Annotated in this window: 23 protein-coding genes; 12 read left to right on the forward strand and 11 right to left on the reverse strand. The window is 64.4% G+C overall.

Features of this window, described 5'->3' with window-relative positions; genetic code table 11:
- Positions 1-42: 42 nt before the first annotated feature.
- Both DT070_RS06280 and DT070_RS06285 read left to right on the forward strand, forming a co-directional pair.
- Positions 43-621 (forward strand): flavodoxin family protein, encoded by a 579-nt coding sequence (locus DT070_RS06280; protein ID WP_122954620.1) that lies wholly within the window; start codon positions 43-45, stop codon positions 619-621.
- A 96-nt stretch (positions 622-717) separates the two neighbouring features.
- Positions 718-1,005, forward strand: coding sequence for a hypothetical protein (locus DT070_RS06285; RefSeq protein ID WP_122957279.1), 288 nt, complete (start codon positions 718-720; stop codon positions 1,003-1,005).
- 134 nt (positions 1,006-1,139) lie between these two features.
- On the opposite strand, the gene DT070_RS06290 is transcribed toward DT070_RS06285, so the two are convergent.
- Positions 1,140-2,012, reverse strand: a complete 873-nt coding sequence (locus tag DT070_RS06290; protein ID WP_122954621.1) for a M14 family zinc carboxypeptidase — start codon at positions 2,010-2,012, stop codon at positions 1,140-1,142.
- A gap of 85 nt (positions 2,013-2,097) precedes the next feature.
- Between DT070_RS06290 and DT070_RS06295 the strand changes: the two genes are divergently transcribed.
- Genes DT070_RS06295 through DT070_RS06305 form a run of 3 tightly spaced genes read left to right on the forward strand, consistent with a single transcriptional unit; the run spans position 2,098 to position 4,776 of the window.
- Positions 2,098-2,616, forward strand: coding sequence for a flavin reductase family protein (locus DT070_RS06295; RefSeq protein ID WP_122954622.1), 519 nt, complete (start codon positions 2,098-2,100; stop codon positions 2,614-2,616).
- 60 nt (positions 2,617-2,676) lie between these two features.
- Entirely contained in the window at positions 2,677-3,573 is an 897-nt protein-coding gene (locus DT070_RS06300) for a DMT family transporter (RefSeq protein ID WP_122954623.1), read from the forward strand.
- Positions 3,574-3,582: 9 nt separating this feature from the next.
- Complete coding sequence (locus tag DT070_RS06305; RefSeq protein ID WP_228778558.1) at positions 3,583-4,776, forward strand: alanine--glyoxylate aminotransferase family protein; 1,194 nt, start codon at positions 3,583-3,585, stop codon at positions 4,774-4,776.
- 3 nt (positions 4,777-4,779) lie between these two features.
- On the opposite strand, the gene DT070_RS06310 is transcribed toward DT070_RS06305, so the two are convergent.
- From DT070_RS06310 to DT070_RS06340, 7 genes are all read right to left on the reverse strand, one after another.
- A complete protein-coding gene (locus DT070_RS06310; RefSeq protein WP_122954624.1) occupies positions 4,780-5,589 on the reverse strand; it encodes an SDR family NAD(P)-dependent oxidoreductase in 810 nt (269 codons plus the stop codon).
- 67 nt (positions 5,590-5,656) lie between these two features.
- Positions 5,657-6,400: an SDR family NAD(P)-dependent oxidoreductase gene (locus DT070_RS06315; RefSeq protein ID WP_122954625.1), complete on the reverse strand. Its 744-nt coding sequence runs from the start codon at positions 6,398-6,400 to the stop codon at positions 5,657-5,659.
- Between the two features lie 134 nt (positions 6,401-6,534).
- Positions 6,535-7,464 (reverse strand): branched-chain amino acid ABC transporter permease, encoded by a 930-nt coding sequence (locus DT070_RS06320; protein ID WP_194965955.1) that lies wholly within the window; start codon positions 7,462-7,464, stop codon positions 6,535-6,537.
- A 26-nt stretch (positions 7,465-7,490) separates the two neighbouring features.
- Positions 7,491-8,843, reverse strand: a complete 1,353-nt coding sequence (locus tag DT070_RS06325; protein ID WP_122954626.1) for an ABC transporter substrate-binding protein — start codon at positions 8,841-8,843, stop codon at positions 7,491-7,493.
- 40 nt (positions 8,844-8,883) lie between these two features.
- Positions 8,884-9,786 carry an NAD(P)-dependent oxidoreductase gene (locus DT070_RS06330; RefSeq protein WP_122954627.1) on the reverse strand — a complete coding sequence of 301 codons (903 nt, stop codon included), beginning with the start codon at positions 9,784-9,786 and terminating at the stop codon, positions 8,884-8,886.
- 56 nt (positions 9,787-9,842) lie between these two features.
- A complete protein-coding gene (iolC, locus tag DT070_RS06335; protein WP_122954628.1) occupies positions 9,843-11,786 on the reverse strand; it encodes a 5-dehydro-2-deoxygluconokinase in 1,944 nt (647 codons plus the stop codon).
- Positions 11,783-12,664: a MurR/RpiR family transcriptional regulator gene (locus DT070_RS06340; RefSeq protein WP_122954629.1), complete on the reverse strand. Its 882-nt coding sequence runs from the start codon at positions 12,662-12,664 to the stop codon at positions 11,783-11,785. The genes iolC and DT070_RS06340 overlap by 4 nt, the downstream gene beginning before the upstream one ends.
- Positions 12,665-12,853: 189 nt before the next feature.
- Here DT070_RS06340 and DT070_RS06345 point away from each other — a divergent pair, with 189 nt between their 5' ends.
- The 4 genes from DT070_RS06345 to DT070_RS06360 are packed head-to-tail and all read left to right on the forward strand — an operon-like array spanning position 12,854 to position 15,982.
- Complete coding sequence (locus DT070_RS06345) at positions 12,854-13,873, forward strand: branched-chain amino acid ABC transporter permease (protein WP_122954630.1); 1,020 nt, start codon at positions 12,854-12,856, stop codon at positions 13,871-13,873.
- A complete protein-coding gene (locus tag DT070_RS06350) occupies positions 13,870-14,613 on the forward strand; it encodes an ABC transporter ATP-binding protein (RefSeq protein ID WP_122954631.1) in 744 nt (247 codons plus the stop codon). Before DT070_RS06345 ends, DT070_RS06350 begins: the two co-directional genes overlap by 4 nt.
- Positions 14,610-15,356: an ABC transporter ATP-binding protein gene (locus DT070_RS06355; RefSeq protein WP_228778557.1), complete on the forward strand. Its 747-nt coding sequence runs from the start codon at positions 14,610-14,612 to the stop codon at positions 15,354-15,356. Before DT070_RS06350 ends, DT070_RS06355 begins: the two co-directional genes overlap by 4 nt.
- 5 nt (positions 15,357-15,361) lie before the next feature.
- Positions 15,362-15,982, forward strand: coding sequence for an ATP-binding cassette domain-containing protein (locus tag DT070_RS06360; RefSeq protein WP_164483724.1), 621 nt, complete (start codon positions 15,362-15,364; stop codon positions 15,980-15,982).
- Here DT070_RS06360 and DT070_RS06365 read toward each other — a convergent pair.
- Positions 15,979-18,024 carry an acetoacetate--CoA ligase gene (locus DT070_RS06365; protein WP_194965954.1) on the reverse strand — a complete coding sequence of 682 codons (2,046 nt, stop codon included), beginning with the start codon at positions 18,022-18,024 and terminating at the stop codon, positions 15,979-15,981. The genes DT070_RS06360 and DT070_RS06365 overlap by 4 nt on opposite strands.
- A 67-nt stretch (positions 18,025-18,091) precedes the next feature.
- Positions 18,092-18,937: an NAD(P)H-binding protein gene (locus DT070_RS06370; RefSeq protein WP_122954632.1), complete on the reverse strand. Its 846-nt coding sequence runs from the start codon at positions 18,935-18,937 to the stop codon at positions 18,092-18,094.
- A gap of 109 nt (positions 18,938-19,046) precedes the next feature.
- Between DT070_RS06370 and DT070_RS06375 the strand changes: the two genes are divergently transcribed.
- Together DT070_RS06375 and DT070_RS06380 are read left to right on the forward strand one after the other, a co-directional pair.
- The gene (locus DT070_RS06375; RefSeq protein ID WP_122954633.1) at positions 19,047-19,976 is read left to right on the forward strand and encodes a LysR family transcriptional regulator; all 930 of its coding nucleotides are present in this window, start codon (positions 19,047-19,049) and stop codon (positions 19,974-19,976) included.
- 9 nt (positions 19,977-19,985) lie between these two features.
- On the forward strand, positions 19,986-20,429 hold the full coding sequence (locus DT070_RS06380) for a ribonuclease HI family protein (RefSeq protein ID WP_122954634.1): 444 nt from the start codon (positions 19,986-19,988) through the stop codon (positions 20,427-20,429).
- 16 nt (positions 20,430-20,445) lie between these two features.
- Here the strand turns inward: DT070_RS06380 and DT070_RS06385 are convergent, their stop codons facing one another.
- Positions 20,446-21,222, reverse strand: coding sequence for a hypothetical protein (locus DT070_RS06385; RefSeq protein ID WP_122954635.1), 777 nt, complete (start codon positions 21,220-21,222; stop codon positions 20,446-20,448).
- 112 nt (positions 21,223-21,334) lie between these two features.
- Here DT070_RS06385 and DT070_RS06390 point away from each other — a divergent pair, with 112 nt between their 5' ends.
- Positions 21,335-21,955, forward strand: coding sequence for a TetR/AcrR family transcriptional regulator (locus DT070_RS06390; RefSeq protein WP_122957285.1), 621 nt, complete (start codon positions 21,335-21,337; stop codon positions 21,953-21,955).
- Positions 21,956-21,985: the final 30 nt, after the last annotated feature.

Here is a 21,985-nt window from a genome sequence, read left to right on the forward strand (position 1 = left end):
GCCCCAACCCCGCGCCAGCAAAAGCCGGCGGGGGCCGCTACCATGGCCGCCATGAATGCCCGCTCCCCCTCCAACGCCCGCTACCTCTTCCTCACCACCTCCACCCGCGAACCCGGCGCACTCGGCAACACCGAATGGCTGGCGCAGCAGGCCGCCGCCGCACTGCCGGCCGGCACGCCGCAAACCTGGCATCACCTGTCACGCCTGCAGATGCCGCTCTTTGTCGACCAGCGCCACACCACGGGCCAATACGCCATGCCGGGCGGAGACATGAAAACGCTGCTGGACGCCACGATGGCGGCCACCGACATCGTGTTCGTCGCGCCGGTCTACTGGTACAGCATTCCTTCGCCGCTGAAAATTTACCTGGACCACTGGAGCGCCTGGATGCGTGTGCCCGGCCTGCCCTTCAAGGAAGAGATGGCCAAAAAAACGCTGTGGCTGATCACCACCAGCGGCGACCGCGCCAAGGCGCAACCCATGGTGGACTCGATCCGCTTGTGTGCGCAGTTCATGGCCATGAATTACGGCGGCGAACTGTGGGGCAAGGGCGGGCCGCCCGATGCCGTCAGGGCCGACACGGCGGCGGTGGCGCAGGCTGCCACTTTCCTGGCCGCCTGAGGGCACAGGCCCGGCCGCGTGGAGGTGGCCTTTTCCTACAGGCCCTGCTTTGCCGGGCTGACAGGGAAGGCGCGGGGCGCGGCGCAAAGTGGCTGCATGACCGCAAAAAATACGCCCCTGAACAGCGCCGCCCAACCGGCTTCCAGCAAAGGCATGCCCGCCAAAGAACCCCGCGAGCAACGCGCTCGCCCGGAGCAGGCGGAAAGCCCGAAAGACAGCGCGGTGGAAGCCAGCCTGGAATTGCCGCACGACCGGGACCAGTCGGTGGACATGACGAATGCCAAACCCAATCCGGTCGTCGAGCAAGCCGGCAAGGATGTTGAGCGCGGCGTCAAAGACACCAGCAAAAGCGTGGAAATGGACCGCGCCTACAAGAAACTCTGAATCCGGAAGTTTCCTGTTCTTGAACGGGTCGCGCACTCGCTATCAATTTAATAGCTACCCGCTTATATACTGATTGGGCTGGAGCCCGATTTTGCTTAAAAATCGTGGTGGGACACGGCGAGGCCACAGGGCCGTCAGGGCGCGCGGTGCGACGCCGGCGCCGGCGCTAACGGGGTCACGCTACCCTGCACGGCGATCCGTTCATTGACCCAGCGCAACAGATCCAGCCACATCTGGCGCATCTCGGCATCCAGCGGCGTTCGGGTGGAGTTGGGCAGCTCGATGGTCACGACCGGCACCCCTTTGTGGATGCCGCCGTAATTGCCCAATGAACCCGGGAAGATGCCAACCTGGTCCAGGTACAGCCGCCCGAGCCGGGACGGCGGAATGGAAGGGCCGTCGAAGTCGAGCACGCCATAGGGCGCATGGATGCTGACGATGAGCTGGGGCTTGAAGCTTTGCATCTGCTCATGCAGAAAGCGCGATTCGGGCTCGGACAGCGGCTTGGGGCCGGGCCAGCGGCGCGGGTCTTTGCCGGTGCGTTTTTCCCAGTAGACCTTGGCGTCGCGTTCCCAGTTGGGCGTGGGGAAATTGCGGTTCAAGTCGACACCGCGCGCGTTGACGCGGCGCGGCGGCCGGGAGAGCACCCCGTCAGGGTTGAGCACCGGTACAAAGCGCCAATGGATCACCTGCGGCGAATCCACCGGCGGCAAGGACGCCAGTTTGATCCAGTGCAGCGCCACCGCGCCTGAAGACAGCTCGTCACCGTGGATGGCGCCGACCACCAGCACGCGCATGGTGGGGTGTTCGGGTTTCACATCGCGCACCCACAGCGGCTGCCCATTGACGGAACGCGGCCCCGCCGGCTGCAGCTGGGCTGCCTCGCACAGCTCCCGGTTCACGTTCGGCAGTTTTGCGGCATATTCGGCACAAGGCGAGGCAGCGTATGCACTGTTAGCTATCAAATAAGTAGCAAACAGGCAGGGGGCAAAACGGCGAAGTGGCATGCCCGGGAGTTTAACCGTCGGGGCAGCCGCAGCCCTTGAGCCTGCCGCAGGTAAGGCCGGGCCACATCAGTTAAATTAGCCCTCTATGCCGACCCCTGCCACCCCTCGCCAAGCGAGCAGCCCCAGCTTTTCACAGCGGGAATTCCGGGCTTCGCTGGCGATGTTCGCCACCGGGGTCACCATCGTCACCGCGCGTACGCCCGCCGGCGTGCTGGTCGGGCTGACCGCCAACTCCTTCAATTCGGTCTCGCTGCAGCCGCCCCTGGTGCTGTGGAGCCTGGCACAGGCCGCAGGCTCCATGCCCGCGCTCAGCACCGGCTCACATTACGCGATCAACATCCTCGCGGCCGACCAAAAACAACTGGCGGAGCGCTTTGCCAGCGGGCGCGCAGACCGCTGGCAGGGCGTCGCCTATACCGACGGCGCCAGCGGCGCGCCCTTGCTCGACGGCGCCGCCGCCAGCTTTGAGTGCTTCAACCGCAGCCGCTATGAAGAAGGCGACCACGTGATTTTTGTGGGCGAGGTGGAGCGCTGCACCCACCGCGCCGGCGCCGCGCCGCTGCTGTTTCACGGCGGCAAGTTCTACACAGAGCATCCGCTGTAAAGAGAGGCCGCACGCCGGCACTCCTGTTTTCACGCCACCCGGGCTTCAGGCCTTTCACCGATGACACGCAAGACCCATCTCGACACCCTCGCCATGTCCCTGTTGCTGGGCTGCTGCCTGTTCTGGGGCCTGCAGCAGGTGTTGATCAAGGCCACCATCAGCGAGATCCCGCCGATGTTCCAGGCGTCGCTGCGGCTGGTGGGCGCCACCGCCCTGCTGTGGCTCTGGTGCCTGTGGCGCAAGATCCCGCTGTTCAGCCGCGACGGCTCGCTCAAGGCCGGCTTGCTCGCAGGCGCGCTCTTCGGCGCGGAGTTCGCCTGCATCTACATCGGCCTGCAGTACACCAGCGCCTCCCGCCTCACCGTGTTTTTGTACACCTCGCCCTTCTGGGTCGCCCTGCTGGTGCCGCTGTGGGTGAAGTCCGAACGCCTGCGCGGCCTGCAATGGGTCGGGCTGCTGGCTGCTTTTGTGGCGGTGGTGTTTGCGCTGCGCGAAGGCTTCACCGGCGACCACGCCTCGACAGCGCACGGCGACATATTGGCGCTGGCGGCCGGCATGCTGTGGGGCCTGACGACCGTGGTGATTCGCGCCTCCAAACTCGCCGTCATTTCCGCCGAGAAGCTGCTGTTCTACCAGCTGGCCGTCAGTGCAGTTGTATTTCCGATGTTGTCTCTTTATCTCGGCGAGCAGTGGTCCTGGCACTTCAGCCCCTTTGCCGTGACATCGCTGTTGCTGCAGACCGTGATCGGCGCCTTTGCCAGCTACCTGGCCTGGATGTGGATGCTGGGGCGTTACCCGGCCACCAAAATTTCAGTCTTTGTGTTTTTCACGCCGCTGTTCGCGCTGCTGTTCGGCGCGCTGTGGCTCAAGGAAAGCGTCACCACCGGCCTGCTGGTGGCGCTGGCCACCGTGGCGGCCGGCATTGTGCTGGTCAACCGGAAGCCGGCAGGCGCATAATTTTCCGGCATGACGCCTCACCCACGCATCCCCGGCCACCGCTTCCTTCATTCACCCGGCCCGACGCGGGTGCCCGACGAGGTCATGGACGCGATGCGGCGCCAGCCCATGGACCTGGCCGACCCGCGGCTCGACGGCGTGATCCAGGCCTGCGAGAACGGCCTTAAAGCATTGCTGCAAACCAGGGATGCCGACGTCTTCATGTATGCCTGCAACGGCCACGGCGCATGGGAGGCCGTGATCGCCAACCTGCTGGCACCCGGCCAGCAGGTGCTGATCGCAGGCACTGGGCACTTCTCCGAGTCCTGGGCCCTGCAAGCCGAGGCCATGGGCGCAGCCGTCATCCGCACGGCCTGGCGCGAAGGCTACCCGATTGACGTGCCGGCCATCGAAGCCGCACTGCGCGCCGACACCGCGCATGCCATCGTGGCGGTGTTTGTGGTTCACACCGACACGGCCAGTGGCATGACCAGCGACCCGGCCGAAGTGCGGCAGGCGCTTGACGATACCGGGCACCCTGCGCTGCTGGTGGTGGATGTGGTGGCTTCGCTGGGCGCTGCGCCCTTTTCCATGGATGAACTGGGCGCGAACGTCGTGCTGGGTGCGTCGCAAAAAGGCCTGATGGTGCCGCCCGGGCTGGCCTTTGTCGCCGCGGATGCCGCCGCCATGAAAGTAGCCGCTGCCAATCCCTCACCGCGGTTCTACTGGGACTGGGCGCGGCGGCAAAGCCCGCTGTGCTACCGCAAGTTCTGCGGCACACCGCCGCAAAGCCTGCTCTTCGGCCTGGAGGCTGCGCTGGGGCTGATCTTTCATGAAGGCGTGGGTGAGGTCATTGCTCGTCATCAGTCGATCGCCGCTGCGGTGCATGCCGCTGTTGACGCCTGGAGTGAAGGCGGTGCGCTGTCGCTTTTTGTGCGCGAGCCCGCAGCGCGCTCGGTCTCCGTCACCACGGTGTCCGTGGCTGCCGGAATCGATCCCGAGGCCTTGCGCACGGTGGCGCGTGAACGGTTCCAGGTGGCGATGGCGGGCGGCCTGGGCCCGCTGGCAGGGCGCACGTTTCGCATCGGCCACCTGGGGGATATGAACCCGGCCATGATCCTCGGTTGCCTGGCCGGCGTGGAAGCGGCGATGCGGGTGCAGGGCATTCCCATCGGCAGCGGCGGCGTGCAACACGCGGTCGCAGCGCTGGCGGGCAAACGATAGGTTTTACTGGGACGCGGTAATCCCGCCGTCGAGATACAGCACTTGACCCGTCACAAAACGTGATGCGGGCGCTGCAAAAAACACCGCCGCACCGGCTACATCCTGCGGGTCGGCCACGCGGCCCAGCGGGATGCGCTCCAGCACCTGCTTGCGCGTCTCGGGGTTCTCCAGCCAGTGGCGTGCCATCTCGGTCTGCACCACCGTCGGCGCGATGCCGTTTACCGTGATGCCGTGCGGTGCCAGCTCACTCGCATGCTGGCGGATCAGCATGACCAGCCCGCCCTTGCTGCTGCTGTAGGCCGAGTAACCACGGCCGCGCAAACCCAGCTGCGCGCGCACCGACAGCAGGTGCACCTGCGCGCCGCCCTTGCCGCCTTCAATCTGTTTTCTGGCCGCCGCCTGCGCCAGAAACATCGCCGCCTTGAGGTTGACCTGCAGCACTTCGTCGAAGGCTTCTTCCGTCACTTCCAGCAAGGCCTGCTCGCGCTGCATGCCGACGCAGTTCATCAGAATGTCGAGGCCACCCCATTGCGCCGCCACCACGTCAACGGAGGCCTGCATCTGCGGCACTGAATGCGCGTCCATGGCCAGGCCCAGGGCCTCGTGCCCCGCTGCGCGCAGTGCCGCGGCCACGGCCTCGGCCTTGGCTTCGTCGCGGCCCGACACCGCCACGCGCGCCCCGGCCATCGCCAGGCCCCAGGCAATCGCCTCGCCAATGCCGCCGTAACCGCCGGGCACATAAGCGATTTTGCCGCGCAGGTCGAACAGGCCTGTCAGCGCGGTGCTGAAATCAATCTGGGGTGTGATGCTCATGGATGGCGAAATTGTGGGGTGCAAAGCGGGTGAACGGCGAAAGGGCTTTCCCTGCCTGGGGCCTGCCCTAATCCATCAGCAGGCCGCCATTCAGGTCGATGATTTCGCCGGTGATAAAGCCCGACATCGGCGACGCAAGGAAGCGCACCACGTGGGCAAACTCTTCGGGCTCGCAGAAGCGGCCAACCGGAATGTCTTTGAGCAGCTTTTGTCGCTGCTCTTCCGTCAGTTGCTCGGTGATCATGGGTGTCTTGACATAGGCCGGCGCGACCGCATTGGCCGTGACGCCGAAAGACGCGAGCTCCCGCGCCAGTGAAAAAGTCAATGCACTCATCGCCCCCTTGGACACAGAATACGCCGTGCCCGCCGTCAGCCCGCCGGTCTTGGCGGCCAGTGAGCTGGTGTTGATGATGCGGCCGAAGCGCCGCGCCTTCATCGCCGGCACGACCTGCTGCGCGAGGTAGAACGCACCGTCAAGGTTGGCGCCCATCACGCGCCGCCATTCATCGGCCTCGGTGGCCTCGATCTTGTTGTTCGACAAGATCCCGGCGTTGTTGACGAGGATGTCGACCGGCCCGAAGGCCTTCACGATGAGCGCATGGCCGTCACTCACCGCGTTGGCGTCGCTGATGTCAAACGAAAACGGCAAGGCGTGCGGGCCCAGCGCATGCGCCAGCGCGCGGTTGCGCTCATGGCTCACATCCACCATCGCGACCTTGCAGCCGTCTTCGAGCAAGGCCCTGACGACGGCCAGGCCCATGGTGCCGGCCGCACCCGTGACCAGCGCGACTTTGTTTTCAAGCGGTTTCATTCAAATAACCTTAATGACGTTAACGAACTCCGTACCGGAACACCGCGGAACCGGCTTTGCCGGGCCGCTGGTGTTGCCCCCTGCAAGGGGGGATCCGGCTACACAAAGTGAGCCGAGACGGGGGTGTGCCGACTTCAGGCGTCAAGGACGCTTTTCTTGCCGAACAGGCCTCTAGAGCGGAAAGTCACGACAGCAATGAACAACAGGTACATCGACATCAATGACCACTCCGAGGCATAAGAGCCCGTAAGCCCCACCACCATGCCAACCATCAAGCCGGCAATCACCGCGCCCCACAGCGAACCCACACCGCCCAGCACGATGATCAGGAAGGCCGGCACCACCGCATCCACACCCACATGCGGGCGTATGCCCCAGATGGGCGCCATGACCACGCCGGCAATCGCCGCCAGCGCCACACCCAGGCCAAACACAAAGAGGCGCAGGCGCGAGAGGTTGATGCCCAGGGCGCGTACCATTTCGCTGTCGTGCGCGCCGGCCTTGATGATGGCGCCGTAGGGTGTCTTCTGCAAAAAGAGCCAGAGCAGCACGATCATGAGGATGGCGAACCCGCTGGCGAAGAAACGGTACTTGGAATAGACCAGGTCGCCCATCAGGAAGGCGCCGGAGATCACCTCGGGCAGCATCAACTGCTTTTCCGACGAGCCCCACACCAGGCGTATGACCTCCTCAATGACCAGCGCCGCACCGAAGGTCAGCAACAGGCCGTAGAGCGGGTCACGGCCATACGTGCGCCGCATGCACAATTCCAGCAGCATGCCAAAAATGCCGACCAGGATGGGCGCAAGAATCAGCGCCACCAGGTAGCGCGTTCCGAGCGGCAAGCTCATGTACCACGCCTGCAGGTTGGGGAACATGCCCAGCTGCGGCGCGATGAGAAAGAGCGCGAAGTACATGCCCAGCGCAAACAGCGAGCCGTGCGCCAGGTTGATGGTCTCCATCACCCCCACGATGAGCATGAAGCCCAGCGCGATGAGCGCGAACAACAGGCCCAGCGAGATGCCGTTGACGAGGTGCGGAATAAGCTGAAGCAGGAAATCCATGTCGGTCTTTGGCGCTTGGGGGAAGTTCAGACTTCGTAGCTGGGCGTTGCTTCGTAGCTCTCGAGCTTGCAGGCGCCGGTGGCGTCCTTGTCCATCACGTCCTTGGGGTCGGCCTGCGTGAGGATCTTGAAGATGTCGTCCTTCTCGGCGGGCTGGTCGTTGTAGGTTGCCATGTAAATCGTCTGCTGGCATTGGTGGGTGACGGGGTCCATCCACGCGTCGTAATGCTGCAGGCGGTCGGCGGCACTCATCTTGCGGCCTTCGAGCTTTTTGATGACGGCAATGTTGTTGGTGGTGCCGGCCTCTTCCACACAGCGCAGCAGTTCACGCGTAGCCATGTAGCCGTTGTGATAGACATTGCCCGGCACGCGGATCGCCATGCCCGGGAACTGCTTCTGGTAGGCCGCCACAAACTCTTTCACGCCGGGCAGGCCGAGGCGCCAGTACCAGGTGGTGCCGAAGACGCCGAAGATGGCTTCAGGGCCCAGGCCATAGACATCAGGCCAATCCTGCTGGTTATTGATCCACGCCATCGACTGGTTCATCTTGAGCTGCACGACCTGCTGGCGCAGCGCCTTGATGTCGTCGCCGCCGACGGCCGTGGCCACCACGTGGGGTTTGAGTTGCTGCAGCTTGAGCAGGTAGGACGAGAAATCACGCGTGTTTTGCGGCACCAGCAGTTCTTCAACGATGCGTCCGCCGTTGGCCTCCACGATGGCGCGCGTCGCCTTGGAGGTGGTGTGGCCCCACACATAGTCGTTGGTCAGCAGCACCCAGTTGCGCCCGCTGGCCTTGATGGCGTTCTTGACGATGGCATTGGAGAAATTGGTGCCGTTCCCGTCCCAGACGAACTTGGTGCGGTGGCAGTCCTTGCCGGCTTCCGTCGGGCTGCTGGAGTTGGTGTTGAAGAAGATCGTGCCGTACTTCTGCGCGACCTGCGAGATGGCGTTGGACACGCCCGAGTGCACCGCGCCGATCAGGAAGGACGCCTCGTTGCGCGTGATCATGCGTTCGGCCACACGCGAGCCGGTGGCCGGCGTGGTTTCGGTGTCGATGTGGATGGCTTCGATGCGCCGGCCCAGCACGCCGCCCTTGTCGTTGAATTCCTTGATGGCCATCATGGCGCCCAGGCGCTCTTCAGCGCCCGACGCCGCGTACAGGCCCGAGGCGTCCATGGTCAGGCCGATGGTCAGCGGCTTCTTCTGGCCGGTCTGCGCCCACGCATGGTTGTGCTTCCACGGGCCCATGAAGGGCGCCGCGCCATACAGGCCCGCGCCCACCAGCGCCAGGCTGGAGTGCTTGAGCAGCGCGCGGCGCGAGGTGGCCGTGGTGTCGGGTTGGGATTCAGGTGTTGCGTCGTTGTTCTTGATGTCGCTCATGATTTGTCTCCTGCTTGTTAATAGTCCGAACGGGGTTGGCTTAACGGGGAACGATCTTGACGTCGTTGAGTTTTTCCTGGGCTTCGAAAAGGGACGCGATCAGCTTGTCGCCGAAGCCGGCGTTGCTGGCCTGGATCAGGCTTTGGTGCGTGGCCTCGCCCATGAAACTGGTGACGGGCAGCATCTCGGCCAGGTGGGTGTAGTAGCGCAAATCTTTCTGCGCATTGGCGATGCCGAACTTGAAGCCGGTCACATCGCCTTCTTTCAGCGTCTTGGTCGCCATCATCTGGAAGATGCCGCAGTTCACGCCGCCGGCGGAGATCACGTCGTACAGGCGGTTCAGGTCCAGCCCGCTTTTGGCCGCGACCGCAAAGGCTTCGGCAATCGAGGCGGCAAAGCTCATGGCCATCATGTTGTTGACCAGCTTGAGCACATGGCCGTGGCCGGGCGGGCCGACGTGGAAGATGTTTTCGCAAAAAGCCTTGAGGACGGGCTCCAGCGTTTTGAAGTCCTCGGGCTCCGCGCCCACCATGGTGTTGAGCCGGCCTTCCTCGGCCTCCTTCGGCGTGCGGGCCAGGGGCGCATCGACCAGCTTGATGCCTCTGGTGGCCAGGTCATTGCGGATGCGGGTGCTCGAGGCAGGCTCGGCCGTGGAGGTGTCGACCACGATCAGGCCTTTGCGGCCGCTGTCCAGCAGGCCGTCCTTGCCGTAGACGATGTCTTCGACCTGGGGCGAGCCCGTCACGCAGATGAACACGATGTCGCTGGCCTGCGCGCACTCGGCATTGGTCCTGGCCTCTTTCGCACCGGCGGCGATCAGGTCCGCCAGGTTGTCGCGATTGCGGTTGATCTTGAAGGTCAGGCCAAAGCCCTTGGCCAGCAGGTTCCTGGCCATGCCGTGGCCCATCATGCCGATACCGATAAATCCAATTCGGGGTGTCATGTTGTCTCCGTCTTATTTCTCGTTGTGGTTTGTGTGTGTGCGTGTGCTTATGGGGCTCAGTTCACCGTCTCGGCAGCGGCGGCTGAAACGCCCGCCGCTTTGGCCGCCCTGGCCTGGTCCCACAGCGTGATCAGCCGCGCATAGCGCTCGGCGATGTCCTTGACCACCGCCGCGTCGTTCATGGTCCCGGCAAACCAGCCGGCCGCGGCATCGGCAAAGATCGAGCGGCCCACCGCAAAGCCGCGGCAGATGGCGTGCGGCGCCGCGATGCGAAAGCTCTGGTCGAGTTTTTCTTCGCTGGCTTCCAGGCCGAGCACCAGGACACCGCGGCAGTGCGGGTCGTGCTGGTGGATGACGGCGGCGATTTTTTCCCAGGCCACCGCACTGGCGGCGGGCGGCAGCTTCCACCAGTCCGGGAAGATGCCGGCGCGGTAAATCTGCTCAAGCGCCTGCGGCACGGTGTCGTCATCCGCCGGCATGTCTTTGGGCGGAATCACCTCGATGAGGAATTCGTGAAAGCTGTCCACGGCGGCGCGCTGCAGGTCGGCCAGCTTGGCGAGCTGGTTTTCGCGCAAGGCCGGTTTGTCCTGCGGGTGGTAATACACCAGGCACTTGGCGACGTGCTCGCCGGGCCAGGTCCGCATGGCGGCGCCCAGGCCGGCGCCGGCTTCGAACTGCAGCGGGCGCGAACCCGGCAACTCGACCGGCCGCGCGACCCACCAGCCTTTGCCCGTCACCGCAGGGAGCACCTCTTCACCAAATCGCCCATCGACAATCACGCCCACACCGTCGCGCTGGCCCGCCCCGCGCCTTGCACCTTCAGCGATCAGGGATTTAAAAAGCGGAATGCGTTCGTTGTCCACGCCGTGACGCGCCGCCACTTCTTCCAGCTGCATGCGGTGGTCGAAGGCCAGGATGACCAGTTCCTCCCACCGGCGTGTGCGCGTGCTGACGCGGTGCAGGTGTTCGAGCTGCGCGTCTTCACGCAGGCGGCGTGTGGTGGAGCCGTGCACCAGGAAAAATTGCAGCTCTTCCCAGCTGGCCATGGCCGGTGCGCAGCCGTGGCGCGACACCACCAGCGCACCGCAGGCATTGGCATACGCGCAGCAGCGCGTCAGCGGCTCGCCCGGAATCCAGCCGCGCAGAAAGCCCGACATGAAGGCATCGCCCGCACCCAGCACGTTGTAAACGTCCACCGGGAAGCCGGGGCCCTGCAAGCCTTTTTCAAGCGCGTCGGGAATCGCACCGTCGAATACAACGCAGCCCATGGGTCCGCGTTTGACCACCAGGGTGGCGGCCGTCAGGTCGCGCAGGCGGCGCAGGGCGGTGAGTGTGTCGGTGCTGCCGCCGGCGATGTGGACTTCTTCTTCAGTGCCCACTATCAGGTCGCAATGGCCGACGATGGTTTGCAGGTGCGCGCTGACCTCGCCCGACGGCACAAAGCGTTGCTCGCCCATGCCCGGGCTGGTCAGGCCCCACAACACCGGGCGGTAGTCGATGTCGAGCACCACGCGCGTGCCGGCGGCTTTGGCCATCGTCATCGCGCGGACGCAGCTGTCATAGGTGAGCGGCTGCGACAGGTGCGTGCCCGAGATCAGCAGCGCTTTGGCCGAAGCGATAAAAGCCGCGTCAAAGTCTTCCGGGCTGATCGCCATGTCGGCACAGTTGTCGCGGTAGAACACCAGCGGAAAAGTGTCACGGTCCTGGATGCCCAGAAACACCAGCGCAGTCAGGCGCTTGGGGTCGGTGGCGACATGGCTCACATCGACGCCTTCAGCCGCCAGGGTTTCACGCACAAAACGGCCGTTGTGCTCGTCGCCCACGCGGGTCAGCATCGCGGGCTTCAGGCCCAGGCGCGCGACACCGACTGCCGTGTTGGCCGGCGAGCCGCCCAGGTATTTGGTGAAGCTCTGCATGTCTTCCAGGCGGCCGCCGATTTGCTCGCCATACAAATCAACGGCGGCGCGGCCCGCGCAGATCAGGTCCAGTGGGCGATTCATGCGGCCCCCTTGCGCGCGGTCTTGGCCGCCGCTTTGCCTTTTGTTTTTGCCGCGCCCTGCTCGGCCAGCTGGTGACCGGTGCTGACCACCAGCGCCTGCGCCAGGCACAGGGGCGCGACGAGCGAGCGGAAGGGCTTGGACGAATCGTCGGCCAGCTCCAGGCACACCTTGGCGTGCGCCTTGAGCGGCGACAGCGGGCCGTCGGTGATGGCAATCACCAGCGCGCCCAGCTTGGCCGCCGCCGCCGCGGCTTCAATGACCTCCGGCGAGTAGCTGCGAAAGCTCGCGGCGATCAGCACGTCGCCGGGTGCGATGGAACGCAGGCTCTCGCGCAGCATGCCGCCCGTGCCGTCGAGCAGGTGGGTGCGCAGCTCCAGCTGGCTCAGCGCATAGGCGAGGTAACCCGCCACCGGAAACGCGCGGCGCTGGGCCAGCACATGAATGCGCGGGGCCGAAGCCATCAGCTTGACCGCCGCCTTCAGGTCGGCCTGGGCGATGGCTTCTTCGAGGTGGCCCAGCTCGGCCACCGACTCGCCCACCAGCTGGTGCAACACACCGGCCGGCGCGCGCTCGCCGTTGAGTTGCTTGCGGCGGAGCTGGTCAATACGTTCGCGGTAACTGTCAGAGCGCTCCAGCAAATGGCCGCGAAACACCTGCTGCATTTCAGAGAAACCGCCATAACCCAGCGCGTTGGCAAAACGGATCATGGCCGAAGGCTGTACCTCGGTGGCCTCGGCCACTGTGGCTACCGTGCCCAGCGCCAGGTCGTTGGGTTGCTCAAGGGCAAAGCGCGCGATGCGCTGCAGCTGCTTGGACATGTCCGGGTAAGTCCGGCCAATCAGCGCCTTGAGTTCTTCGTAAGTCGTTGCAGAGTCCATATGTCGTTGCCGGTTCGGAGGGGGAAGGCGACGCGCCGGTTGGTGCGTCGCATCAAAAATAGAATAAATGTTCTTGCGTATTTGAATAATAGAACGTACATTCTGTTTTGTCCAGCATTTTTCGAACGTTTATTTCAAAGCCCGATTCCCCAACCCTTCATCCGACAAGAAACGAAGAGACAAAGTCCCATGCAACTCGCCACCGGCCGCGTGCCGCTTATTCCATTACCGATGCTCGTCACCCTGCTGGTGCTGCTGTCGACCCCGCTGTGGGTGGGCCGCGTCGGGCTCTACCAATACCTGGCCCTGGAAATCATGATCTGGGTGCTGTTTGCCATGGGCTACAACCTGCTGCTGGGTTTTACCGGCCTGCCCTCCTTCGGCCACGGCGCTTTCTTCGGCACGGGCGCGTACGCTTTCGGTTTGCTGCAGCTCAAGGTCTGGCCCAACCTGTGGTTTGACCTGGCCGGCGCGGTTCTCGTGACTGCGGCGCTGGGCGCACTGGTGGCGCTGTTCATCTCACACCGGCGCGGCATTTATTACGCGCTGCTCACCATCGCCTTCGGCCAGGTGTTCTGGTTCATTGCCAATAAATGGCACACCGTGACGGGCGGCGAGGACGGACTGCTCAATATCAAGCGCCTGCCGGCCGATTTCGGTTTTGTGTCTTTCAACCTCTCCGGCAACAACGCTCTCTTCTTCTTTTGCCTGGTGCTGTTTGCGCTGGTGCTGCTGGGCATGTGGCGGCTGATCCATTCGCCGCTGGGCCGCATCTTCAGCGCCATCAAGCAGAACGAAACGCGCGCCGCTTTTGTGGGCTACAACGTCTGGCTCTACAAGTGGCTGGCGTTCACGCTGTCTACCGCCGTCGCGGGCCTGGCCGGTGCACTGTTTGCCATGGCGCAGCAATCGGCTTATCCGAACGTCATGAGCCTGCACAACTCGGGCTTCGTCGTGATGATGGTGCTGATCGGCGGCGGCCTGGTGAGCTTCTGGGGGCCCATCATCGGCGCCACCTTCTTTATCCTGGCGCGCGACCTGCTGGGCGCTTACACCGAGACCTGGCTGCTCTGGTACGGCCTGGTGTTCATGGCCATGGTGCTGTTCAAGCCCGAAGGCATTGCCGGCGCGTGGCAAGCCTGGAAGGCCAGGCCAAAACGCGTGGCGCCAGCCAAGTCCGCCCCCGCACCCGCAGGAGGTGCACTGTGAAGCTCTTCGAGGCCAGCGGCCTGTCCAAACGGTTCGGCGCCCAGGTGGTGCTGCAAGACATCACGATCAGTTTCAAGGAAGGTGAGCTGGGCGGCATCATGGGCCCCAATGGCGCAGGCAAAACCACCTGCTTCAATGTGCTGACGGGCCGCTACAAGCCCGACCGCGGCCGCGTGACCTTTGCGGGTGAAGACATCACCGGCCTGTCGCCGCGCGAGATCGCGCGCAAAGGCGTGTCGCGTTCCTTCCAGATCATGAATCTGTTTGACAGCTACACCGCGCTGGACAACGTGCTGGTGGCCACGCCGCATGTGCGCCAGCAGGGCTTTAACCCCTGGCGCGACCTGGGCGCCGACAGCACGGCGCAGCAACTCGCCGCGGCAGTGCTGGAACGCGTAGGCCTCAAAGGCAAAGAGTATGTGCTGGCCAGCAGCCTGTCTTATGGCGAGCGCCGCGCGCTCGAAATCGGTGTGGCGCTGGCGGCCCAGCCGCGCATGCTGTTTCTCGACGAACCCACCGCCGGCCTGGGCGCCGAAGGCACGGCGCGCCTGATGGAGCTGGTGAAAGAACTCAAACGCCAGCTCACCATTGTGATCATTGAACACGACATGAATTTCCTCTTCAAGCTTGCCGACCAGATCTCCGTCATTCACTGGGGCCAGGTCATCACCCAGGGCACACCCGACCAATTGCGCGAGAACGAATGGGTGCGCCGCTCCAATCTGGGAGCGCTGGCATGAGTGCGGTCCTGAAATCCGTCATCCCCACCGTTTCACCGCAGGCCGACATGCTGGCGGTGGACCGCATCGACACCTTCTACGGCGAGACGCAGGTGTTGTTCGATGTCTCGCTGAAAGTCGGCGCCGGCGAAGTGGTGGCGCTGCTGGGCCCCAACGGCGCGGGCAAGACCACGCTGCTGCGCTCGGTGCTGGGCCTCACGCCGCCGCGCAAGGGCAGCATCGCCTTCGATGCACGCGACATCACACGCATGGCCACGCATGAGATCGCCAAGGCCGGCATGGGCTGGGTGCCCGACGACCGGCGCATCTTCCCCACGCTGACGGTGGCGCGCAACCTGGCCATCGCACGCAAGGAGACGCGCTTTCGCAAGTGGAACGAGAAAGAGTGCTTTGACATCTTCAGCGCGCTGGAGTACCTGATGCACCGCGAATGCGAAAACCTCTCGGGCGGCGAGATGCAGATGGTCGCCATCTCGCGTGCGCTGCTGGGCTCGCCCGGCCTGGTGCTGTTCGATGAGCCCAGCCAGGGCCTGGCGCCCAAGGTGGTGCAGGACGTGATGAAAACCATCAGCCGGCTCAAGGCCGAAGGCATCGCGGTGCTGGTGGTCGAGCAGAACGTACAAAGCGCGCTGCAGGTGGCCGACCGCGCCTATGTGATGAACCAGGGCGTCATCGTCCACGAGGGCCCCGCGGCCGAATTGCGCAACGATGCCGCCTTGTGCCGGCAGCTTTTGGGAGTCTGACCTGCATGAGCCATCCACTTTTACGCGTCGAGAGCGTCGCCAAGCAATACCAGCGCGGCACGTTTCGCAAAACGACCACCTTCTCGCTGAACGCTGATTTTGAAGTGCACAAACCGTGTGTGGTCGGCGTCATGGGCCCCAACGGTTCGGGAAAGACTACGCTGTTCGAGCTGATCACCGGCAGCAACCTGCCCAGCGCAGGCCGCGTGCTGGTGAACGGCCAGGACATCCACCAGGTGCGCACCAGGGAGCGCGACCGGCTGGCGATTCACTATCACCAGTCCTACCAGGTGCGGTCTTTCCAGAAGACCAAACCCGACTTCATGCTGCAGCACGCGCAGAGCGATTCGCCGCTGGTGCATTTGTTCGACGAGCCGCAGTTCAACACGCAGGACGGCTACATCGGTTTCATGCTGGACTTCTTCGCCAGGCTCAAGGCCAACGGCCGGCTGGTGTTTTTATGCCTGCACCCCAATGAGCCGTATCACGTCGACATCCTGCGGCAATGCTGTGAGCGTTTTATCTTTGTGCAAAAGGGCGCCGTCAGCGAAGCGCCTGACTTTGACACGCTGGCACGCAACGAGAACGTGCGGACCTATCTGGGTGCGCTGGCCCCAGCGCGTTAACGGGCGAGACGCTTTTGCGCAAACGCCACGTACCAGTCCAGGCACGCGGGGTTGGCCATCGCGTCGCGGTTGACCACCTTCTCCAGCGGCTGGCCCAGCAGCAGCTTTTTGATCGGCAGCTCCTGCTTCTTGCCGGAGAGGGTGCGCGGAATTTCCGGCACCGCGAAGATCTCGTTCGGCACAAAGCGCGGCGACAGCGCCGTCTTGACGGCCTGGTTCAGGCGCGCCTTCATCGCATCGTCGAGCACGCGGCCGGGCCGCAGCACGACAAAGAGCGGCATGTAACTTTCGCGGCCCAGGTATTCGAGGTCGACCACCATGGAATCCAGCACTTCGGGGAGCGCTTCGATGGCGCTATAGAGCTCGCTGGTGCCCATGCGCAGGCCGTGGCGGTTGATGGTGGCGTCGCTGCGCCCATAAATGATGCAACTGCCCGAGGGCGTGACCTTGAGCCAGTCGCCATGCCGCCAGACGCCGGGATAGGTGTCGAAGTAGCTGGCCAGGTAGCGCTGGTTGCCTTCATCGCCGACGAAGTAGAGCGGCATCGACGGCAGCGGCTGTGTGCACACCAGCTCGCCGACTTCATCGATGACGGACTCGCCTTTGTCGTTCCACGCTTCGACCGCGCAGCCGAGAATGCGGCATTGCATTTCACCGGGGACCACAGGCAGTTCGCGGTTGCCGCCAATAAATGCCCCAGCGAAATCCGTACCACCGGAGATATTGCACCACCAGATATCAGGATTGCCAATCTTGGCAAACTGTGCCGTCCCCCAGCGCTGCGTGTCTTCGCTCAGCGGCGAACCCGTCGTTCCAAGTGTTCTGAGTCGGCTCAAATCTCCGCACTGCGCAACATCAACACCCGCCTTCATGCAATTCGCAAAGAACGCAGCCCCCGCGCCAAAGAAGGTGGCGCGCGTATCGGCCACAAAACGCCACAGCGTGGTCCAGTCGGGCGCCTCCTTGCTGCCGCCCGCCGGGTTGCCGTCGTAGATGCAGCAGGTCGTGCCGTTGAGCAGGCTGGCGGCCTGCACGTTCCACATGATCCAGCCGGTGGAGCTGTACCAGTGAAAGCGCTCGGGGTTGGCCGGATCGACGTAGCTGGGCGCCAGGTCGTTGTGCAGGCGCAGCAGCGCCAGCCCCACCAGCGCCACACCGCCATGGCCATGCACGATGGGCTTGGGCAGGCCGGTGGTGCCGCTGGAATAGACGATCCACAGCGGGTGGTCGAACGGCAGCCAGAGCGGTTCAAACGCTGCGGTTTCAGCATCATTTCGGGCTGTAGCCAAGACGTAGTCTGCACTGTTCGCTATTGAATTAATAGCATTGAGGATCTTGTGGGTGATCACATGCGTGACGCTGGGCAGCGCTGCCACGAGTTCGGCCACCGCCTCGCGGCGGTCGATGTCCTTGCCGCCGTAGCGCACGCCGTTGCAGGCGATCAGCACCTTGGGCTGGATCTGCGCAAAGCGGTCCAGCACCGCGGGCGTGCCCATGTCGGGCGCGCACACGCTCCACACCGCGCCTATGCTCGCCACCGCCAGAAAGGCGACCATGGTCTCGGGCGTGTTGGGCAGGTAGGCGGCCACGCGGTCGCCGGGCTGCACGCCTTGCGCCTTCAGGTGCAGGGCCAGCGATGCCGACTGGCGGCGCATCTCGGCCCAGCCGAGTTCGCGCGGCGCTTCGCCATGGGCCAGGCTGGCTTCGCCGTGGCTGACGAGCGCGGGCACGCCGGCCGCTTCGGCCGCCGCCACGTGGCGAAACACCTGCTGCGCATAGTTGCCCTGCGCGCCTGGAAACCATTCAGCCCCCGGCATGCTGCGCCGGCCCAGCACGGCGGTGTGCGCAGTGGGCGACTGCATGTCAAAGTAGTCCCAGATGCTTTGCCAGAAGGCATCGAGGTCGGTGACGGACCAGCGCCACAGCGCGTCATAGTGGTCGAAAGAAAGGCCGCGTGTGGCCTGGAGCCAGTGCTGGTAGTGGCGGATCTGCGGTACAGGCAAAGGCGTCGTCGCCAAGGGCCGGGCGGGTGCAAGCGTCATGCAACAAGCTTACCCCGCACCGGCTTTTGGATGCGTTGGGGATTCCCCCTGCGTCGTGAACAGGTTACTAGATCAGGGACTGCAGCACGCGCTCAAGCTCCACCGTGCCCTTGCGCGTCGTGTGCTCAAAAGCAATCCAGCCCTCGTTAAAGCCGTCGAGCATGCGTATGCGCGGGTCCGGGTTCTTCATGCCCTGTGCGGTGAAGCAACACTGCCAGGTCTCGCGCGGCACCGCTTCGGCCTGCACGCTGGTGTGCAGCAAGCGCGCCAGGCAAGCGGCGATGTCATTGGGTGAATAGCGCCGGGGCCCTTCAAGCTCGACAACGCGGTGGCCGTTCCACGTTTCCTGCAACAGCTCCGCGGCCGTGCGGCCCACATCCGCGGTCGCGACCATGGGAATCGCCCGCTCCAGCGGCTGCAGGAAGCTGGGGATGACGCCGCTCGCGCGCGCGGGCGCGACGTCCCATGCGGCGTTTTCCATAAACCAGGCCGGCCGCAGAAACGTGATCGGCATCGGCAAGTCGCCCAGCCCCTGCTCCAGCAGGCCCAGCTGGCTCAGCAGGTTTTGCTGTTTTGCCTGTGCGCCCACCGTCGAGATGCACACCACGCGCTGTGGCCGCGCGGCTTGCAAGGCGCTGTGCAGCGCCGCAACAAGGCGGCGCGTTTCGGCAAAGCCGGCTGAAGGATCAAAGTGAGGCGGCAGCAGCACAAACACCGCCGCGGCGCCCATCAAGGCTTGCGTGAGAGCCGGCACGTCGTTCATGTCGGCCAGCGCAACTTCGCAGCCCCGGGCCGCCCACGCCTGCCCCCTGGCGGCGTCACGCACAATGGCCCGCACCGGCTGGCCTGCCTGCAGCAAGGTCTGCGCGACAACGCCGCCCACCTTGCCGGTAATTCCTGTGATCGCATACATATTCGCTCCTGGTTGCTGCGGCAAACGCCGCGATGGAACGAATTCTGGGCACAACGCATTCATTTGGCGATAACATGAATGGCATTTGATTCATGACTGATTGGCATGTATGACGGGATTTGACGAACGGATGCTCAACGGCATGGGCGTGTTTGCGGCCATCGTCGACGCCGGCACGTTTGCGGCCGCGGGCGAGCAGCTGGAGATGTCGCAGCCCGGCGTGAGCCGCGCGGTGGCGCGCCTGGAAGCGCGGCTGGGCATACGCCTGTTTGACCGGACCACACGCGCCATATCGCTGACTGACGAGGGGCGCCGCTTTTACGAGCAGGTGATGCCGCTGATGGCGGGCCTGGAAGAAGCCGCGGCCACTGCGGCCGGCGGCGCCACAGCGGTGCGCGGGCGCTTGCGCGTCAACGTCGATCCGTTTTTCTCACGGCTGGTCCTGGGGCCTCGGCTCGGGTCATTCATGTCGCGCTACCCCGAGCTGCAGCTGGACCTCGTGACCAGGGACCAGCTCGGCGACATGGTGGCCGACGGCTTTGACCTGGCGGTGCGCTTTGGCAACCCCGCGTCCTCCAGCCTGGTCTACCGCCGCTTGCTGGACTCACGCATGGCAACCGTCGCCAGCCCCGCCTACCTCAAGAAGTACGGCCACCCTTTGACGCCGCTGGAACTGGACCGCGGCGGCTCGCATGTCTGCATCGACTTTCGCAATCCCGAGACAGGCAAGCCGTTCAGCTGGGAGTTTCACCGCAAGCGAAAGAAGATCGAGATCTGGCCCGGCGGTCGCCTGACCGTCAATGATGCGGGCACGCTGCTGAGTGCCTGCCTGGCCGGTTACGGCATCGCGCAAATCATGACGCTGGGTTCTGAAGCTTTGCTGGCCAGCGGCAAACTGGTGGAGCTGTTTCCCGACTGGCCGGACGAGCACTTTCCGCTCTATGCCTTGCACCCGTCGCGTCATCACCCGCCGGCCAAGACGCGGGCCTTCCTGGACTTTGTGGTGTCGCTGGTGCAGGAGGCAAGCGATGCCGCGTGAAAGTGCCCGGTGAACACCGAACCCTGGACGATTTACTGCGACGGCAGCGCCGTGCCCAACCCCGGCCGCATGGGCCTGGGCGCGGTGGTCACTGCGCCGGATGGCAGCCGGCATCCGCTGTCCATCACCGCGGAGGGCCGGGGTTGCAACAACGAAGCGGAGTTGCGCGCGCTGATGGCAGCCATGCAGTACGCCGTGCAGCGGGGTGCGACGGCGCTGCTGGTGCACTGCGACAACAGCGTGGTGGTTCAGCAGCTGGAGGGAACGGCGACCGAGCCTTTCCTGCGCCTGGCGCCTTTGTTCGACGAGGTACGCGCCGTGCTGCGCTCTTTCGCATCTGCGCGGCTGGTGTGGATACCGCGCCACCGCAACCAGGAGGCCGATGCCCTGGCCCGGGCGGCGGTGGGGCTGATGCCCAAGAAGGCCGCTCGAACGGCCAGGCGCCGGCGCTAGCGCCGGCTGGCCGCTCTCAAGTGGCGAGTACGACGCGTCCAGGCTGAAGCCCGTCCAGCAGGTCGTCGGCTTTCAGTTTGGAGCCGATCTTGTGCCCGTGCGTTTTCAGCTCCGCCAGGATGCCGGCGACCTCTTCGTTTCGGGGCCGCAGGGGATTCAGCGCCTTCACCAGTGCGGGCACCACATCGCGGCGCATGAAGCGCCGGCCGGAAACGGCGATTTGCCAGATCACCAAGGCGATCCCGACCGCCATCGTCAAAAGCAAGGCCTCTTCGCCCCGGGCCGGGGCGACGGCACGCGTCAGCGCGGGCACAGTGATCAACAGGCCAATGGCGCCCAGAGCGGCAAAGCCCACCTCCTTGTCCATGTGCGTCGCGGCAAAGCGTTTTTCGACCGCGGGTGACAGCGCGTGAAATGCTTCGCGCAGCAGGCTTTTGCGCTGCTCGGCGGGCACCAGCATGGGGGAGGATTTCACCTGCTCTTCCAGCGCCAGCCGGTCGGCCCAGGCGGTGGCAAAGCCCGGAAAGGTCTGCTGCAGCAGCTCGGGCAGCGGCGCCGGCTTTTTGGACAGGCTTTGGTAATTGGCGGGATCGGCCGCATAGGAGGTCTGGCAGCTTTGGCAAGTCCGGTCATAGCCGACCAGCTCTCCCTCGCCTGCGGTGATGTAGTAGACATGCCCGGCCATGCCGATGCGGCGGACCAGAAACGGCTGCGCGCAGCGGCAGATAAAACAAAAGTCGGCAACATAACCGAGCTTTTTATAGACGGCTTTTTTCCCCCAGACGATGAACATGGCGATTTCCCTCTGTTATTTAAATAATGTGATTCCAGCCCGCCCGGGATGGTATCCGGATCACAGGAACCGGGCACTTGTGATTTCGCACATTCGTGCTAATATCCGCCCCATGGACGCCAAAACCCAGAAAAGTGAAATGACCCGCGCCGCCATCATCGGCGCAGGCATTGACCTGGCCGCGGCGGACGGCCTGGAGGCCATCACCTTGCAGGCGGTGGCGGACCGCATCGGGCTTTCCAAGAGCGGCGTGTTTTCACGCATCGGCTCGCGTGAGGCTTTGCAAAAAGCCGTGATTGAAGAATTCGGCCGGCGCTTTATTGCCGACGTGTTCGTGCCCGCGATGCAGCAGCCCAAGGGCCTGCCGCGGCTGGAGGCCATCGTGCAGCGCTGGATTGTGCGCACGCGCGATGTCGAAGCCAAGTCGGGCTGTATTTACACCGCGGGCGCCTTTGAGCTGGACGACCGCGAAGGCGAACTGCGCGACGCGCTGTTCAGCGAGATCACCCGTTGGCGCGCCGCCTTGCGGCGCACCGTGTTGCAGGCAGTTGAAGCCGGCCATTTGAAGGCCGACACCGACGCCGAGCAGCTGGTCATGGAAATCAGCAACATCGCCATGGGGCTGTTGCACGATGCCCGTTTTCTGCGCGACCCCCGCGCGGCAGAGCGGGCGCAGGCATCCTGGGAGCGCCTGATCAAAAGCTACCAGGCCGAGGCAGTGACCAACCAATAAGAAGAGACAAGAAAAGGCGAAAGGGGCAGC

Source organism: Polaromonas sp. SP1 (assembly GCF_003711205.1).
GTDB lineage: Bacteria > Pseudomonadota > Gammaproteobacteria > Burkholderiales > Burkholderiaceae_C > Polaromonas.

What these genes read in the sequence shown, in the direction of transcription:
- DT070_RS06280 (WP_122954620.1), top strand. Translation starts at nt 43, where the DNA reads ATGGCCGCCATGAATGCCCGCTCCCCCTCCAACGCCCGCTACCTCTTC.
- DT070_RS06285 (WP_122957279.1), top strand. Translation starts at nt 718, where the DNA reads ATGACCGCAAAAAATACGCCCCTGAACAGCGCCGCCCAACCGGCTTCC.
- DT070_RS06290 (WP_122954621.1), bottom strand. Translation starts at nt 2,012, where the DNA reads ATGCCACTTCGCCGTTTTGCCCCCTGCCTGTTTGCTACTTATTTGATA.
- DT070_RS06295 (WP_122954622.1), top strand. Translation starts at nt 2,098, where the DNA reads ATGCCGACCCCTGCCACCCCTCGCCAAGCGAGCAGCCCCAGCTTTTCA.
- DT070_RS06300 (WP_122954623.1), top strand. Translation starts at nt 2,677, where the DNA reads ATGACACGCAAGACCCATCTCGACACCCTCGCCATGTCCCTGTTGCTG.
- DT070_RS06305 (WP_228778558.1), top strand. Translation starts at nt 3,583, where the DNA reads ATGACGCCTCACCCACGCATCCCCGGCCACCGCTTCCTTCATTCACCC.
- DT070_RS06310 (WP_122954624.1), bottom strand. Translation starts at nt 5,589, where the DNA reads ATGAGCATCACACCCCAGATTGATTTCAGCACCGCGCTGACAGGCCTG.
- DT070_RS06315 (WP_122954625.1), bottom strand. Translation starts at nt 6,400, where the DNA reads ATGAAACCGCTTGAAAACAAAGTCGCGCTGGTCACGGGTGCGGCCGGC.
- DT070_RS06320 (WP_194965955.1), bottom strand. Translation starts at nt 7,464, where the DNA reads ATGGATTTCCTGCTTCAGCTTATTCCGCACCTCGTCAACGGCATCTCG.
- DT070_RS06325 (WP_122954626.1), bottom strand. Translation starts at nt 8,843, where the DNA reads ATGAGCGACATCAAGAACAACGACGCAACACCTGAATCCCAACCCGAC.
- DT070_RS06330 (WP_122954627.1), bottom strand. Translation starts at nt 9,786, where the DNA reads ATGACACCCCGAATTGGATTTATCGGTATCGGCATGATGGGCCACGGC.
- iolC (WP_122954628.1), bottom strand. Translation starts at nt 11,786, where the DNA reads ATGAATCGCCCACTGGACCTGATCTGCGCGGGCCGCGCCGCCGTTGAT.
- DT070_RS06340 (WP_122954629.1), bottom strand. Translation starts at nt 12,664, where the DNA reads ATGGACTCTGCAACGACTTACGAAGAACTCAAGGCGCTGATTGGCCGG.
- DT070_RS06345 (WP_122954630.1), top strand. Translation starts at nt 12,854, where the DNA reads ATGCAACTCGCCACCGGCCGCGTGCCGCTTATTCCATTACCGATGCTC.
- DT070_RS06355 (WP_228778557.1), top strand. Translation starts at nt 14,610, where the DNA reads ATGAGTGCGGTCCTGAAATCCGTCATCCCCACCGTTTCACCGCAGGCC.
- DT070_RS06360 (WP_164483724.1), top strand. Translation starts at nt 15,362, where the DNA reads ATGAGCCATCCACTTTTACGCGTCGAGAGCGTCGCCAAGCAATACCAG.
- DT070_RS06365 (WP_194965954.1), bottom strand. Translation starts at nt 18,024, where the DNA reads ATGACGCTTGCACCCGCCCGGCCCTTGGCGACGACGCCTTTGCCTGTA.
- DT070_RS06370 (WP_122954632.1), bottom strand. Translation starts at nt 18,937, where the DNA reads ATGTATGCGATCACAGGAATTACCGGCAAGGTGGGCGGCGTTGTCGCG.
- DT070_RS06375 (WP_122954633.1), top strand. Translation starts at nt 19,047, where the DNA reads ATGACGGGATTTGACGAACGGATGCTCAACGGCATGGGCGTGTTTGCG.
- DT070_RS06385 (WP_122954635.1), bottom strand. Translation starts at nt 21,222, where the DNA reads ATGTTCATCGTCTGGGGGAAAAAAGCCGTCTATAAAAAGCTCGGTTAT.
- DT070_RS06390 (WP_122957285.1), top strand. Translation starts at nt 21,335, where the DNA reads ATGGACGCCAAAACCCAGAAAAGTGAAATGACCCGCGCCGCCATCATC.